The organism is Paraburkholderia dipogonis, assembly GCF_042680985.1.
In the GTDB taxonomy this organism is placed as follows: domain Bacteria; phylum Pseudomonadota; class Gammaproteobacteria; order Burkholderiales; family Burkholderiaceae; genus Paraburkholderia; species Paraburkholderia phytofirmans.
This window is the reverse complement of sequence record NZ_JBHUFR010000010.1, coordinates 61,137-76,391: the sequence shown is the minus strand read 5'-3', so window position 1 is coordinate 76,391 and position 15,255 is coordinate 61,137. Positions and strand designations below refer to the sequence as shown.

Here is a 15,255-nt window from a genome sequence, read left to right as displayed (position 1 = left end):
TTTGCGACGGCTCACGCCCGTCCCGCCTGCCTGAGCCGCCATCGCGAACGGCGATGGAGTGCGTCGCCAACGCAGACTTTTCCGCGCGCCGATGCGTGGGCACGCTGTCACTCAGTTGCTTCATTCCCCGCATTCTCCGCGGCATTCAAGACCGGGATACAAGACCATGAGTGACATCCAGGAGCGCGTTGTCGTGACCGAAGTCGGTATGCGCGACGGCCTGCAAAGCATCGCCCGCACGATGCCCACCGAGTTCAAACGGCGCTGGATCGACGCCGCGTATGCCGCCGGCGTACGCCATATGGAAGTCGCCTCGTTCGTGCCGGCGAAGCTGCTGCCGCAAATGGCCGACGCCGACGAAGTCATCGCCCACGCGCTCACCTACGACGATCTGATCGTGACGGCGCTGGTGCCGAACCTGAAGGGCGCGCAACGCGCGCTCGAAGCCGGCGTGCACCGCATCGTCGCGCCGATTTCGGTGAGCACCGCGCATAGCCTTGCGAACGTGCGCAAGACGCCGGCCGAAATGATCGAGGCGTTCGCGGCAATGCGCGAGTCGATCGACGGTGCGTCGAAAGCGGGCGCGCGGCGCGTCGAACTGATCGCCGGGTTATCGACGGTGTTCGGTTGCACGTTGCAAGGGGCGGTGCCGTACGCGGATATCGCCGCGATCGCTCGCGCCGCGGTGCAAGCGGGCGCCGATGTGGTCGCGCTCGGCGACACCACCGGTGAAGCGACGCCGCGTCAGGTCGGCGAGATCATCGAACTGGTGCGCGACTTCGTGGGCGGCAAGCTGCGCTCGCTGCATTTCCACGACACGCGCGGCCTCGGTCTCGCCAACACGCTGGTCGCGCTGCAACACGGAATCCGCGAATTCGACGCGTCGCTCGCCGGACTCGGCGGCTGCCCGCACGCGCCGGGCGCGACCGGCAACGTCAACACCGAAGACCTCGTGTTCATGCTCGACAGCATGGGCTATGAGACCGGCATCGACCTCGACCGTCTGCTCGCGTCGCGCGCCGTGCTCGCCGACGCTTTGCCCGGCGAACCGCTGTACGGCTATCTGGCGCGCGCCGGCTTGCCGAAACAGTTCAGCGCCACCCGTCAACGTTTCGAATCCTCCGACTCGCAGGTACTGCAATGAATCCGCTTTCCTCTACTTCTTCTTTGGCGCCGCAGCCGCAGTCCGGCGCGCTGCCGCTCGCGGGCATTCGCGTGATCGAGTTGTCGCATATGGTGATGGGCCCGACCTGCGGGATGATTCTCGGCGACCTCGGCGCCGAAGTGATCAAGGTCGAACCGCCGCGCGGCGACGGTACGCGTCGTTTGCTCGGCACCGGCGCGGGCTTTTTTCGCACCTTCAACCGCAACAAGAAGAGCGTGGCGCTCGACCTCGATAGCGAAGCGGGCTTGGCCGCGCTGCACAAGCTGGTCGATACCGCCGATGTGTTCGTCGAGAACTTCAAGCCGGGCCGCATGGCGAGCCTCGGCCTCGATTACGCCTCGTTGCGCGAGCGCAATCCGAAGCTCATCTACGTCTCGCACAAAGGCTTCCTGAACGGTCCGTATGAACACCGTCTCGCGCTCGACGAAGTCGTGCAGATGATGGCCGGCCTCGCCTATATGACGGGACCGGTTGGCCGTCCGTTGCGCGCGGGCAGTTCGGTCAACGACATCATGGGCGGCATGTTCGGCGCGATCGGCGTGCTCGCCGCGTTGCATGAACGGAGTGCAAGCGGCCGCGGCAAGGAAGTGCAGAGCGCGCTGTTCGAGAACTGCGTGCTGCTCTCCGCGCAGCACATGCAGCAGTTCGCTGCGACCGGTGTGCCCGCCGCGCCGATGCCCGAGCGCATCAGCGCATGGGCCGTGTACGACGTGTTCACGCTCGCCAACGGCGAGCAGATGTTCATAGCCGCGACCGGCGACGGCCAGTGGCGCGCGCTGTGCGCGATTCTCGGCCGCGCGGATCTGCTGGCCGACCCGCGCCTCACCACCAACAACGACCGCGTGCAGGCGCGCGAATGGTTGCTGCGCACGCTCGGCGAAACGCTGAGCCAGTTCGAAGGCGCGGCGCTCGCGCCGCAGTTCGAGCGCGACCACATTCCGTTCGCCTCGATCACGAAACCCGAAGCGTTGTTCGACGATCCGCACCTGAACGAGAGCGGCGGTCTTGCGCGCCTCACGCTCGACGACGGCAGCGAAACCGCCATGCCTCTGCTGCCGATCTCACTCGACGGCGCGCGTCTGCAACCGCGTCAACCGATCGCGAAGATCGGCGAGCACACCGCGCAAGTGCTGCGCGAGCTGGGCTACGACGAAGCGCAGACCGCGGCGCTGGGCGGCGGTTCGACGCAGGTGCCGCGCGAAGCCGCTGCCTGAGCGCTGCGCTCGACGCATCGAACGCAATCAAATCAATCTCATCCGGCGCGAGACCGGATCAAGGAGACAGACGATGAAGTCGTCGAATCAAGCGGTGTATGCAACGTCGATCGGCGATGCCGGCGCGCTCGGCGGATTACCTTCCGGCGCGGGCGCATCCGCCGGCGACCGCGCGGACGAAATCGGGCTGGACGGCGCGCGCATTTCCGCGCGGCTCGACCGCCTGCCGGCCACGCGGTCGATCTGGAAGCTGGTGATGCTGCTGAGCCTCGGGCTCTTCTTCGAACTGTACGACCTGATGTTCTCCGGCTACATCGCACCGGGACTCGTGCGCAGCGGCATTCTCACCGCGACCACGCACGGGCTGTTCGGCACGAGCGGTGTGGCGAGTTTCATTGCGGCCTTGTTCGCGGGCCTGTTCATCGGCACGGCCGCGTGCGGGTTTCTCGCCGATCGTTTCGGCCGGCGCGCGATCTTCACGTGGTCGCTGCTCTGGTACACGGCGGCCAACATCATCATGGCGTTTCAGGACACGGCGCTCGGGCTCAATCTCTGGCGTTTCATCGCAGGGATCGGCATTGGCGTGGAGATCGTCACGATCGGCACTTACATCTCCGAACTCGTGCCGAAGCATGTGCGCGGACGCGCGTCGGCGTGTTCGCAGGCGGTCGGCTTTTGCGCGGTGCCGATCGTCGCGTTTATGTCGTATCTGCTGGTGCCGCATCGTTACTTCGGTCTGGATGGCTGGCGTCTGGTCGTGCTGACCGGCGTGGTCGGCGCGATCGTGGTGTGGTGGATCCGTCTGCGTCTGCCGGAGAGCCCGCGCTGGCTCGCGCAAAAAGGCCGCATCGACGAAGCGGACGCGATCATGACGCGGCTCGAAGCACGCGTCGAGCGTGAGTACGGACGGCCGCTGCCGGAACCCGCGTTGCCCGAACCGGTGCGCGCGAGGGCGGCGTTTCGCGATCTGCTGGTGCCGCCGTACCGCAAACGCACGCTGATGCTGATCATCTTCCACGTGTTTCAGACAATGGGGTATTACGGCTTCGCGAACTGGATTCCGACCTTGCTGATCAAACAGGGCATTACGGTGACGACGAGTCTGATGTACGCGAGCATCATCGCGATTGCCGCGCCGCTCGGGCCGTTGCTGGGCTTGCTGATTGCCGACCGCTTCGAGCGCAAGACGGTGATCATCTGCATGGCGGGGGTGAACGTGGTGTGCGGGCTGGCGTTTAGCCAGGCGCGCGAGACGGTCTTGCTGGTGAGCCTGGGCGTGTGTCTCGTGCTAGCGGGAAATATTATTTCGTATAGCTATCACGCGTATCAGGCCGAGTTGTTTCCGACCAGTATCCGGGCGCGGGCCGTGGGATTCGTTTATTCGTGGAGCCGGATCTCGGCGATGTTCTCCGCGTTCGTGATCGCGGGATGTTTGAGCCGCTTCGGCGTGGACGGCGTGTTCGTGTTTATCTCCGGAGCGATGGCGGTTGTGATGCTGGCCATTGGGATGCTTGGACCGAAGACACGGGACGTGGCGCTGGAGGATATTTCGAAGTAATTCGTTGACGAGAATGCCCGCCTGTACGTGGCGGGCTTGCTCGTTTTAGTGCTTCTTCTGGGTCGCCGACACGCTGGGTGCTACGCGGATCGGCGGCGCGCCGGATGGCGAAGTGGCGGGTTGGGGTTTTTTCGCCTGCTTCGGTTTCTTGACTTCGCGGTTACTGCGCATTTGACCTTTTGCCATGATGGACTCCCCAATTGGCGGTTTTTGCTCCGCATACGAGCAATACGCTAGTGTGCGCCCGATTTAGCGCTTTATGTTGGGGTTTCTGGTTTTTAAGACGTTCGCCTGGCTCGGGTCGCAGCGAAACTTACATCAGGCCCAGCAGCCTGGCCGGCGCGCAAGTCACGCAAGAAATCTGACCGGTTTTTTCCAGTGCGATGAAAGCAATCGCCAGCGCCACGAGAATAATCGCCGCAACGGCGAATATCTGTTTCTTGCGCGAGCGTCGCGGAACGGTTTGCGTCTCGGCTCCGGCAGCTACGGTCCGTACCGCTACTGCGGGCTCCGCATGCAGCGCGTCGACATCCTTGACGAGTTCCGAAAGCACGCCCAGTTTTTTGCCCACGATCTTTCGTTTGAGATGGACGCGCTTGAGTTCGTTCTCGAGTTCGGTGAAGTACGACTCCAGCGAATTCGATTCGGCTTTCAACCGTTCGAGCATCGACGAGACGTCTTCTGCTGCTTCAGGTGTGGGGAGGGGAATGTTGTGGTTCCAGCTTTCAGCGATCGGAGTTCTGTAGTTCATCTGGTAGGTGTTGCTCACGTCTTACCTCGCCCGCTGAGAGTGCTGGCCTGTTGACTGTTTAAAGGAGTAGCGGATTCTAGGCAGCGGGAACCTGCTTCGCTATAAGACAAATCTCAAGCTTTTGATGCGCTGCTGTGACAGCGTGACTCGTTTCGACGCCGAACTTGCGGTGCCTGTTTCGAGCGGCCAAAAAAATAACGTCAGCCGGCCCATGAGCCGGCTGACGTTTTTCATGTCCGCCGAGTACCCGAATCCGGGTCCATCAAACGCGTGTCTTACATGCCGACGTATCCCACCGGCGTCGTCGCGTTGGCCTTGGCGACCGACGCATTGTTCGACACCACGTACACCGGCGATTCAGTCAGGTTGAGCGTCAGCACACCGTTGCTGTACTTCGCATTGGTCGCGTTGCCCATCATGTCGACCACCTTCACGGTGCCGCTCGTGCCCGGCGCGTCGACGTCGAGGCTGTACGCGACGCTATAGGTCGAGCTAAAGCCCGCGCTCGCGCTCCACACGTTGTTGTTGTGCGCCCACAAAGCGGTGACAACCGCGCCGTTGCCTACCTGCTGGAACGCGTACGCGTAGACGCCGTTAGGCGTGCCGTTCACAGGACCGAGCGTGGTGGTGCCGTCGAGCGTGTGCGTCATCGCGCTGATCGCCATGGCGACCGGCTTCGGGCTGATGTTGGTCGCGCCGTAGGCGCCTTGCGCGTCGCTCAGGTCGAAGAAAGTGCCGTAGCCGACTTCATCCGGATAGTCCGCGCCGTAGAACACGTAGGTCTGGTCCGCGCCTTCGCCGAGCGTGATGATGTGCATGCGCGCCGCGACCGCCGCTTGTGCGTACAACACGTTCGCGCTCGGATAGTTCGGGCCGTACGACGTGCCGAGGTCGTAGCTGATGCCCGCTTCCGTCGAGAACAGATGCATGCCCGTGCGGTAGTCGGTGGCCATTTCCGCGCGCAGGTTGCGCATCTGGCCGCGCAACGAACCGTCGGCGGTGGACGGATCGCTGTCGTAGCGCTCAGGTGGATGCGACGGCGAGGTGCCCGCGTCGTAGTAACCGTGCGTGGCGACCGCATCGATGTATTGGCCGAAGCCGAGCGAGGCGAGACGCTTCAGGTGCGAAGTGGTCAGGCTCGGGAAGGCATCGGCCGGGCCCATCACCATCGCGTGCGGATCGGTTGAATGAATGCCCTGATAGGCCGCCTGGTACAACGCGACGAAGTTGGCGTCGGTGTCGGTCCACATCTGGTTCGGTTCCCACGTCACCTGATAGTAGTTTGCCGATTGAGTCGGGAAGTACGCGGCGCGGATCGCGTTCGATTCCGTGCCGACGCGGCTCATATAGCTCTGGTAGTACGACATGTCGGTCGGCAGCGTCGTGTCATCCTGGAAGGCGCCGGTGCTGCTCGCCCACGCGGGAATGCCGTCGAGGCGGATGAGGCGCATCACGTTGCCGCTCTTGTAGAACGAGTCGAGATTATTCGCCGACGGGTTGAACGTGTTCGGTCCGTTCGGTTCCGTGCTGGAGAGCTGGCGGTCGTCGATCGTCGACGAAATGCCGAGCGCGGCGAGCAGAGGACCGTTGTCGTTCGCGCCTTGCATGCCGAAGCGATGCTGCTCCTGGCGCGCATAGGTCACGGCCGGAACGACGCCGGAGAGGTTCGGCGTTACGCCAAAGCTGGCGATGCCGACCGGACGTGTGCCGGCTTGCGGCAACTGGCCGCCGTTCTTCGCCAGCGTACCCGTCGCCGCGAAATAGCCGGCGAGCGTCGAGGTGCAATTGAACGTGATGGTTTTCGCGCCGCTCGGCACGGCGGTGCTGCCGCTCGCGGCGACGCGGCCGAGCGTGTCCGTGACGGCCCAGTTCAGCGTGTCCGCGCTCGGCGCGTTGGTGTTGAAGACGAGCTGGAAGGCGCTGCCGGACGCGAAGATGCGCGTGTTGTCGGCGCTTGGCGTATCGGCGGAGATCGTGGCGCTGCCCGAGCCGCCCGACGTGGCGGGCGAGGCGCAGCTCATGGCCGCGGTGCCGCCCGCGGCGTTCAGTGCGGCGGTGCCGGTACTGGCGTTGCCGGCGGCAGACGTGCTGGCCGAACTGCTTGAACCGGTGGCGCCGGCCTGGGCTGCCGCGGTGCTGGCGGCGCCGTTACTGCCGCCGCCACCGCCGCATCCGGCGAGTGCGAGGGAGAGTGTCGAGAGTAGGAGTAGTCGTGATTTCATCAATCTGTAAGCAATGCGTGAGCTGATCATGGGTCGACGTCCTCGCGCAAAGCGCGTCGGGAGGTCGGGTGAACAGCGGGGTTCATTTGCAAGCCAGCCGATGACCGAGGCTTCGACACTGGCGTCCTGAGTGCGCAGCTTCGCGGCTGCGCGAGGGTGATGCCTTCCCGGGATGCCGGCCCCGAACGCTTCTGTGCTGAGAAAACGTTTGTCATACGAAAGCCACCGCTTAGAGGAAGCGGATTTTGGCGGAATCGGACGACCGGGGAAGGTACGACGAAAACGGCCAGCGTGTTGAGGAACAGCGCGATTCAGATCGCAGTACGTGAACTCACGGCGCAGCCATTGAATTTTTTACTGTCCTGCAAGCTAGAAGAGCTTAGTTTGGGAAGAATCGACCGCAACGATACGCATTAGTATGCTTAAAAGAAGTAACGAGTCGTTACGTATGAACATTAATGCAGTACTAATTGCTTTGATCGCACGAAAATATCTGTCAGGCGAAACCAGTATTTTCCCGCCAGAGCGAATTGGGGGCCGCAATAATTTGAAACGGATGCCTAACTATCTGGCATGGTCAATCGACTGAGAAATGGGCGCTAGCGCTCATTGGTCAGCCGAAAAGCTCTTGGGGTTGGCGTAAAAGTGCTGAACCTTGGGTGTAAGGTTTCTTCGCGACATGGACTTCGCAGCGGAACTGTCGCTGTTTTACGAAGACATTGACGCGCTCTGCAAAGCGGAACGCGCCAACCACGATGTTGGATGCCGACGTTACTTTGCGTCTGCCATAACGGGGGCGGCATCCCTCCGCTGCGCAAAAAGGGCGGTTATCCAGAGAGATAAATCGTGAGGATTCTTCAACTGGTTCATGCACCGCGTTTGTCCGGCGCAGAAGTACTCGTAAAAGGATTGGCCATTCATCATCAGCGCGGTGGCCATGAGGTCTGCATGACATCGCTGCTTCCGGAGCAGGAGGATTTCGCCGCAATTCATGCAGAACTTCAGGCAGCCGGCGTCACGTGTCTGTTTCCCGAGGTTCGCTACGGCAGGGTAGGAAAGCTGCTGCACCTGTATCGCGTGGTGCGGCGATTCCGGCCCGATTTCATCGTCGCTCATGCCACGCTTGCCGCGCTGTATGTGCGCCTTCTGCCGGTCCATACGCCGATTGCGTGGGTCATGCATTCCGGCGTCAATGATTTCGAGAACGGCGCGCTGAAGCGGGCCGAACGCCTGCTCTCGCGGCGGGCGCGAGCCATCATCGGCGTGTCACAGCAGAATATCGACGACTACCTTCGTGAGATTGGCCGGCATCCCGCCATGGTGGTGATTCCGAATGGCGTGGATGCGCAATTGTTCTCGCAAGCCAACGACGTCGCCGCGCCGGACATCGGCATGCACCCGAAGCAGATCGTCCAGCTCGGCCGCTATATCGAAGGCAAGAGCCAGCTGGACACGATCCGCGCGTTCGAGCGCGTGTTGCAATCGGAGCCTGAGGCACGTCTGCTGTTTTGCGGCGTCGTCGAAGATCTCGACTATCACAGGGCGGTGCTGTCGCTGGTTCGTCAGCTCGGCCTGGAAAGTAGGGTGACGGTGGGCGGGCCGCGTTCCGACGTCGCCGCGATTCTGCGCGCCTCGCGGGTCTTCGCGATGCCGTCGCGTTTCGAAGCGCAGAGCATTGGGTTTCTCGAGGCGCTTGCGTCGGGCATTCCAGTCGTGGCGAGCCGGATTCCCTCGTTCGGCTTTGCGAGCGCGTTTGCCGGCGTCAGCCTGGTCGACACGACCGACGCCGAAGCCTACGGCCGCGCGCTGTTGCACGCGCTCGACACGCCGCGCGCGAACCGGCAGCTGGCCGGCTACACGCTGCACGACACGGCGGATCGTTACATGACGATCGCGCGGAAGTTCGTTCACCCGCTGCAGGTTTCGGCCTGACGCCGGTCGGACCGGCCGGCTTGCTTAACGTTACCGCGGTTACTGTGCGAGCCGGTCGATTCGCACGGTCTCCGAGAAGAGCCCCGGTAATTTGCCGAGTTCCTGAGCTTCGCCCAGCACCAGGCCGTTTCCGGATGGATAGCGCGTGATTGCCGGCGCGCCGCCGGTGAAATAGAAATCGCCGAGGGTCGCGTCGGTTCGTCGAAACAGCACGAGTGCCGCCCCCTGTTTGTCGCGCACGAATTCCGGAAACACATCCGACCACGACATGCCATGCAATGTCGCCGTCTGGGCCGGCGCGCTCGCCGCGCCGCTCAGGTCGAGCGTGGCGACGTCGATCATGGCTTCTTCGCTCGATTCGTCCAGATGCGGCGTCAGCAGAATCAGCGTGTTGCCGTCGCGGCCATGCACGGCGCCCATTGTCACTTTCACGAAGCCGGGCGCAAAACTCGCCGGCAAGACGTTGCGTTCGCCGACGCTCATGCGCGTGCCCTCGTTGGTGATCGGCGTGAGCGCGAGGCGTCCGTCGGCGCCGTCCACCGCGACCAGCGAGGCGCGCGAGCCGGCCGTTCCGCGTGCCAGCAGATCGACGTTCTGCGGCAGATTCCTGGCCTGCGCCCAGAGCACCGGCGCCGATCCCGTCGAGGCGCCCGGTGCTTGCGAAGACGCCAGCCACAGATCGAGTCCACTGTCGGGCCGTTTCTGCGCGATCAGCACGCTGGCTCGTCCCGTTCCGGTGAAGTTCGCCGCCACATATTGCTGCGTCAGTTCCGGCCGGAACGCATTGCTCGTCTGCAGCCAGAGGCGTGGCGCCTCGAACGATTCGCCGGTACTGCGAAGCAACCAGAACGCGGTGCCGCCCTGGCGTGCCGCGACAATCATCAGGTCCGCCTTGCCGTCGCCGTCGAAATCGCCGAGCAGGAAGCGCACGCTGTCGAAGCACAGTTTGTCGCCGGCGCAACTCGGTGCGGTAGCCTGAGGATCGAACGGGATGGCGTTCGCATACCACAGCGCGGGCGCCGAAGCTTTGGCGAGGGAAGCGGCATACACGTTGAATCCCGGCCCGTCGTGTTGCCGCTGGACATACACCGCGGACTGCTCGCCCGAGCCGGCAATATCGCCGGCCATCGCGGTGGCGAGCCTCAAGTCGTTCGCCTGCGTGCGCTGCGTGGTGGCCCAGCGGTAGCGCGTGGTGAGCGCGGTGCAGCCTCGCATGGTCAGCTTGCCGTCGTTTTCGCCGAGGCAATGCCGCAGCGGCGTATAGACGAGGCCGAAGTCCCACGGCGTCCAGCTTTGCGCCACATCCCATCGATCGCAAGTCTCGGCGACCAGATAGCCGTCGCGCTCGGCAATACATTGCGAGGTCGCGACGCTCACGAGCGCGGCGTTGCGCGTATTGCCGGGATACACGGTCAGCGGATCCCAGCGCCATTGCTGCGTGGACGAGTCCGTGCAGGCGGCGAGCGTCGGCGCGCGTCCTGGCCCCGCGGACGTCAGGCAGCGGCTCGCCGCCGCGTTGAACAGCTGGATCGGATGAGACACGAAATCCGGCACGCGGCGATCGGCGCGATCGGCAAACGCGTAGCGTCGCGAAATCCAGTTGCCGTCCCATTGAAACTCGCCGAATACATGGGACGACTCGCTGCCGTCGATCGAAAAATAACTGGCGACGATGTCGCGCTTGCGCTGCACTTCGGCCGCGGGAAGATTGCCGGGCCAGCCGCCGGTCGGATAGGTGACGTGGTAGACGATCGGCACGCCTTTGCCGAGCGTCTGCGCTACGTGGCGAGTAATACGCGCCGAATAGATATGATCGGGATGCTCGATAAACGGCACGGTGTCCGGATTGAGGGTGTAGATCAGCGTCGCCGGCGCGAGCATCGCTTTTAAAGTGGCCGACAACGAATCGCGATCGTATTTCACGCGCACGGAGCCGTCCGCGTTCATTGGATACGTGGAAATCGTGGCGTGTTGTTCCCACAGCAGGCCGAGCGGCACGCGGCCGCCGCGCACGGCGCCGCCGGGCAGGCGAAGTTCGAGCAATCGCACTTGCGGCCTGGCCTTCAGCACCATCTGATGCACGAGCTTGCCGGCAATCGTGACGTTGGATTCCAGCCACTCGTCGGGCACGCCGGCCATGCGCGCGTAAGCGAGCCGCGAGGCCCGCTCGCGGGTTTGCACGTAGGCGAAGTCGGCACCGTTGGCGCCGCCGATCAGATGCACCGTGGTGATGCACCAGCCCGCGTCGAGACGCTCGCTGATGGCAGGGTCGACGAAGAGCAGATCGTCGTCGAGATGCGCGACTACCGTAACCAGTGTGCCGGGGCCGCACTCGGCCGCGCGCGCCGCGCCCGGCAGGAAGGCGAAGAAGAGAACCGCGAGAAAAGCAAAGAATGAATCGCGAACGAGCGGGCTTGCCGATAATCGCATAGTGATTCGAGCTCTGACGGTAAGCTCGAATCATACTGTAGCGGCTTTGATGGGCACGTTGCCGAACTCACAGTCAGTGGCAAATCGCGATCCGGCGGCGCGGATTCAGCCATCGTGCGATGGTTTGCGACTGCGTTAGCGGAAGTAGGCTTTGGTGTTGTCGTGAACGTCCTCGCGCGCGAGCAATTCCGAAGGCGCAAGCCACACATATTCGCTGTGCTGCTCGGGCCGCCCGAGCGGCGCGGTGCCCGTAAGCGCAAGCGAATAGGCGAGCACGATGTAGTGCGTCGACACATCCGGCTCGCCTGCGAAGTTGTCGCTGTAGTGATGTTCGAACACGCCTTCGAAGCGTGCCGTCGAGCGCGCCAGTTTCGCGATGCCCAGCTCGGCGTCGGCGATGCGGGCAAACGCGGCGTCGAGTGTTTCGTCTTTGTGGATGCGGCCGCCTGGAACGAACCAGGTGCCGCGCGCAGGGCGGTTGCGGCGGCGGCCCACCAGCACGCGCCCTTGCGCATCGCTGACAATCAGATCGAACGCAACCAGAGGCGTGAGGCGGACCACATCCAGGAAATCGATCTCGGTCAGCAGCATGTCATCTCCCGCGGTTCTCGCGCTGCTTGTGCGCGTCATCGACTAATAATCGCGATGGTGGTCGTCGTGCCGCGTAAGCCGGCCCGAGACGCTCGTCAAAAAAAGCGCGAGCACAATCGCGCCGATCGTCGCGAAGAAAAACGCGCCGATCATTGCGGCCAGTATCAGTGTCATCCAAGCAAGGCCGTTCATGTCTCGGCTCCAGCGTGTTGATAGGCATGCTAACGTGCCTCCGCTTGCATACTATGTGCGCCAGTCGCCGCAGAGGCTGTCCCATCACGCCGAAGTATCGGCACATCGCGCCGCTAATGCGCCACGTAACCCTCGGGCGTGATGACCGCGTCCTTGAAGACGTCGGCGTTGCCGGAGACGACATAGACCGGCGCGGGCGAGAGTTTCAGGTTAGCCACGCCGTCGCGGTACGGCAAGCTCGTCGCGTTGCCCATCATGTCGAACGCCGTCACCTCGCCGGTCGTGCCCGGCGAGTCGACCCGCAGACGATAGTCCACGCTGCGGCTCGCGTCGAAGCCGCTTTTGGCGTTCCACTTGTCGTTGTCGTGCGTCCATAGCGCGGTCACGATCTTGCCGCCGCCGAGCCGGCGAAACGCGTAAGCGTAGACGCCTTTGGGCAGATCCTTGAGCGGGCCGAGCGTGTCGGTGCCGTCGACGATGCGCGTCATCGCCGCCACCGCGAGCGCCGCCGGTTTCGGGCTGATTTGGGCCGGACCGTATGCACCTTTCGGATGATCGAGCTCGAAGAAAATCCCGTAGCCGGGCGCGGCGTCCGGCATATCCGCGAGATAGAACACGTAGGTCATGTCGGCGCCTTCGCCAAGCAAAATCAGATGCGTGCGCGCCGTCACGGCAGCTTGGGCGTACAGCACGTTCGCGCCCGGATAGTTCTTGCCATACGATTGCCCGATGTCGTAGCTGATGCCGGTTTCGGTCACGAAGAGCGGCGCGCCGGGCTTCAGGTACAGACGCATTTCGTGGCGCAGCGCGCGCATCGCGGCGGGCAGCGCGCCCGGCACGGTGCCCTGATTGCCGGTGTCCGCGACGCGCTCGGGCGGATGCGAGGGCGTCGTGCCGATGTCGTAGTAACCGTGAATCGTCATGCCATCCATATAGCGGCCGATTCCAAGCGGGCCGAGCTTGCGCATCCACTTGACGTTGCCCTGCACCGACGAATAAGTCAAACCCATGACCACCGCATGCGGATCCGTCTGATGGATGCCTTCCCAGACGGCCTTGTACATGGCGATGAAATTCGCGTCGGTGTCGCGCCATGGCAGACCGCCGTCGGCGTCCGGTTCCCACGTCACCTGATAGTAGTTGTCGCGCTGTTTGGGAAAGTAAGTCGTGCGCACGCGATTCGACTCGGCGCCCACCTTGGCCATGTAGTCCTTCATTTGCGCGAGCGATGTCGGCGCATAGCTGTGCGTCTCGCTCCCGGTTGGACTCGCCCACTGCGGAATGCCGTCGAGCTGGATCAACCGCAGCAGGTCGCCGCGCCGGAAAAACGGTGTGAGCTGTTTGCTCGCGGGCTCGAACGTGCCCGCTTTTTTCGGCTCCTCCGTATACCAGTTGCGATTGTCATTGACCCATGTGAGGCCGAGCGCGGTATAGACCGGCCGATAACCGTCGCCGTCGCAGCAATGCTGCCCCGGCGCAAGATAAGCCGCGCCCTGTCCGCCGAAGCGGTGCAGATCTTCGTACGGAAAACGGACGGCGGGCAATGCAACGGACACATCCGGCAGCACGCCGAACGTCGCGATGCCCGCGGGGCGCGTGCCACGCGATTCGAGCTGACCATGTGCACGTTCCAGCGACGCGGACACCGCGAAGTAGCCCGCCACGCTCGACGCGCAACTCAACGTGGACAGCGTCGCACCCGCCCTGACGGGAAAGCGTCCGCTGGCGCGCACGGCATTCCACGCGTCGCGTATCTGCCAGTTGAGTGTGTCGGCTTGCGTCGGGCGTGTGGCGAAAACCAGCGCGAACGGTTTGTTCGCGGCGAACAGACGCGTGCCGTCGCTGGGCGTATCGGCCTCAAGCAGAGCGCCATTCGCCGCAGCGGGAACTTGCGATGAGGGCGACGAGCAACGCAGCCCTTGCCCGGATGGCGCCTTCAGCTCTACCGGTGTGGCCGATTGCATCGCAGCGCTCGGCGCTGCGTCCTGCTTCGCGACAGGCGCGGGCGCATTGCTCGCCGCCGCCGGCGCCATCGCGCAACGTTTCTCCACCCCTGGCGCAGGATCGCCGAAAACGCCGTTATTGCACTCCGCGCTACTCGAGAATGTTTTGATGACGTGTTGTTGCGGCGTGCCGTACAGCACGTCGCGCGTGCCGCTGAAACGGCAGGTGCCGTATTCCGCCGCGCACGGTGTCCACTTCCTGCCGTCTGCGCTGAACTCGCTATTGCTCACACCATTCGCTTGCGGCGCAGCATCAGCGGCTGCGCATTGGCCGGCCGCGAAGCCAAGCAGAACGACCATCATCGCCGAGAAAGCGATGGCAATTCCGAGGCTTCTCGCGCCGCCGGAAAAGGCGCCATCGCGGTTTCGCGGCGCGCGCTGCTCGCGTACATTCGACATGTGTTCCCCGTGCCGTTCGCAGTCCGTCCAAAGGTTAGAGACGCGTCGCCCAACTACTAGTTCACCAGGTCAGAGCCGCCTCGCGTGACCTCTTCAAGTAATGTGTTGCGGAAACCGCATAGTGTATTTCCGCAAACCGGTGGCGGAAATGGCTCGGTGCCCCCTCGACACATTCGGCCATTGGCCCGTCTATTGCCGTGCGCCCTAAAGTTGCCTTATTCCCGTGTTTCACGTTTGAAACATTAATCGTCACGTTTATATTCCCGAGATCCAATAACAACCAAGTAAATAATTTTGTCGAACTCTCAAGTGTTTATATTGGTTGTTCGTTTTACTTATTGCCATCCCCGCGCATATATCGTCAGAAGAAACCCAGGTGGGCAAGGGGCGCGGCGGATGCCGGGATTGCAAAGCCGGTTGCACTCATTCTGGCATCCGAATGGGGAAAAATCACTTTAAATCGGCATCGCGATGGATGGATCAAATTGTAACTACGCCGTTTTCGAGTAGTCGTGGTGTGTGCGGTGGCGTACGAAATGGCGTTTTTATTTGCATTAACATTCGCAGAATGCAAATTCATTCCTATGCGGAATCGGCAATTAATTCGTTGAAAAGACGGCGGTAGCGGGGTTGTTCCGAAAATCCCTGGATGGTCACCCTGTCCATACGCCAACATGTCTGCGCTTTCGGTCATGGCGGCAAAGTGCTTGAGTGGCGGTGACTATGATGCGCTGCACAGAGGATGGCCTCTCTGTGGCCGTCCAAGGTGAAAAGTAGATCCGTTTTCTGGTGAGAGGA

12 protein-coding genes are annotated in these 15,255 nt (G+C 62.9%); 5 read left to right on the top strand and 7 right to left on the bottom strand.

Translation table 11 applies throughout. The features are described from left to right. Nucleotides 1-166: 166 nt before the first annotated feature. The 3 genes from ACFSNN_RS12850 (at nucleotide 167) to ACFSNN_RS12840 (ending at nucleotide 3,937) form a co-directional block, all read left to right on the top strand. Complete coding sequence (locus ACFSNN_RS12850; protein WP_134457047.1) at nucleotides 167-1,144, top strand: hydroxymethylglutaryl-CoA lyase; 978 nt, start codon at nucleotides 167-169, stop codon at nucleotides 1,142-1,144. After that, the gene (locus ACFSNN_RS12845; protein ID WP_134457046.1) at nucleotides 1,141-2,379 is read left to right on the top strand and encodes a CaiB/BaiF CoA transferase family protein; all 1,239 of its coding nucleotides are present in this window, start codon (nucleotides 1,141-1,143) and stop codon (nucleotides 2,377-2,379) included. The genes ACFSNN_RS12850 and ACFSNN_RS12845 overlap by 4 nt, the downstream gene beginning before the upstream one ends. 73 nt (nucleotides 2,380-2,452) lie before the next feature. Beyond that, nucleotides 2,453-3,937 (top strand): MFS transporter, encoded by a 1,485-nt coding sequence (locus tag ACFSNN_RS12840; protein WP_134457045.1) that lies wholly within the window; start codon nucleotides 2,453-2,455, stop codon nucleotides 3,935-3,937. 45 nt (nucleotides 3,938-3,982) lie between these two features. On the opposite strand, the gene ACFSNN_RS12835 is transcribed toward ACFSNN_RS12840, so the two are convergent. The 3 genes from ACFSNN_RS12835 to ACFSNN_RS12825 all read right to left on the bottom strand — a co-directional run bounded on the left by ACFSNN_RS12835 (nucleotide 3,983) and on the right by ACFSNN_RS12825 (nucleotide 6,505). Then, nucleotides 3,983-4,123: a hypothetical protein gene (locus ACFSNN_RS12835; RefSeq protein WP_166679071.1), complete on the bottom strand. Its 141-nt coding sequence runs from the start codon at nucleotides 4,121-4,123 to the stop codon at nucleotides 3,983-3,985. Between the two features lie 127 nt (nucleotides 4,124-4,250). After that, nucleotides 4,251-4,706 carry a hypothetical protein gene (locus ACFSNN_RS12830; protein ID WP_134457044.1) on the bottom strand — a complete coding sequence of 152 codons (456 nt, stop codon included), beginning with the start codon at nucleotides 4,704-4,706 and terminating at the stop codon, nucleotides 4,251-4,253. Between the two features lie 257 nt (nucleotides 4,707-4,963). Continuing rightward, nucleotides 4,964-6,505: a hypothetical protein gene (locus tag ACFSNN_RS12825; protein ID WP_244322784.1), complete on the bottom strand. Its 1,542-nt coding sequence runs from the start codon at nucleotides 6,503-6,505 to the stop codon at nucleotides 4,964-4,966. Between ACFSNN_RS12825 and ACFSNN_RS12820 the strand changes: the two genes are divergently transcribed. Then, nucleotides 6,474-6,920, top strand: a complete 447-nt coding sequence (locus tag ACFSNN_RS12820) for a hypothetical protein (RefSeq protein ID WP_377689183.1) — start codon at nucleotides 6,474-6,476, stop codon at nucleotides 6,918-6,920. The two genes, ACFSNN_RS12825 and ACFSNN_RS12820, sit on opposite strands and share 32 nt — an antisense overlap. A gap of 836 nt (nucleotides 6,921-7,756) precedes the next feature. Next, entirely contained in the window at nucleotides 7,757-8,842 is a 1,086-nt protein-coding gene (locus ACFSNN_RS12815; RefSeq protein WP_134457042.1) for a glycosyltransferase family 4 protein, read from the top strand. Between the two features lie 39 nt (nucleotides 8,843-8,881). On the opposite strand, the gene ACFSNN_RS12810 is transcribed toward ACFSNN_RS12815, so the two are convergent. From ACFSNN_RS12810 to ACFSNN_RS12795, 4 genes are all read right to left on the bottom strand, one after another. Beyond that, nucleotides 8,882-11,272: an RICIN domain-containing protein gene (locus ACFSNN_RS12810; protein WP_134457041.1), complete on the bottom strand. Its 2,391-nt coding sequence runs from the start codon at nucleotides 11,270-11,272 to the stop codon at nucleotides 8,882-8,884. Between the two features lie 135 nt (nucleotides 11,273-11,407). Continuing rightward, on the bottom strand, nucleotides 11,408-11,860 hold the full coding sequence (locus ACFSNN_RS12805) for a GDP-mannose mannosyl hydrolase (RefSeq protein WP_134459008.1): 453 nt from the start codon (nucleotides 11,858-11,860) through the stop codon (nucleotides 11,408-11,410). A 45-nt stretch (nucleotides 11,861-11,905) separates the two neighbouring features. Then, entirely contained in the window at nucleotides 11,906-12,055 is a 150-nt protein-coding gene (locus tag ACFSNN_RS12800; RefSeq protein ID WP_012431871.1) for a hypothetical protein, read from the bottom strand. A 113-nt stretch (nucleotides 12,056-12,168) separates the two neighbouring features. Next, nucleotides 12,169-14,457: a hypothetical protein gene (locus ACFSNN_RS12795; RefSeq protein WP_134457040.1), complete on the bottom strand. Its 2,289-nt coding sequence runs from the start codon at nucleotides 14,455-14,457 to the stop codon at nucleotides 12,169-12,171. Between the last annotated feature and the right edge of the window lie 798 nt (nucleotides 14,458-15,255).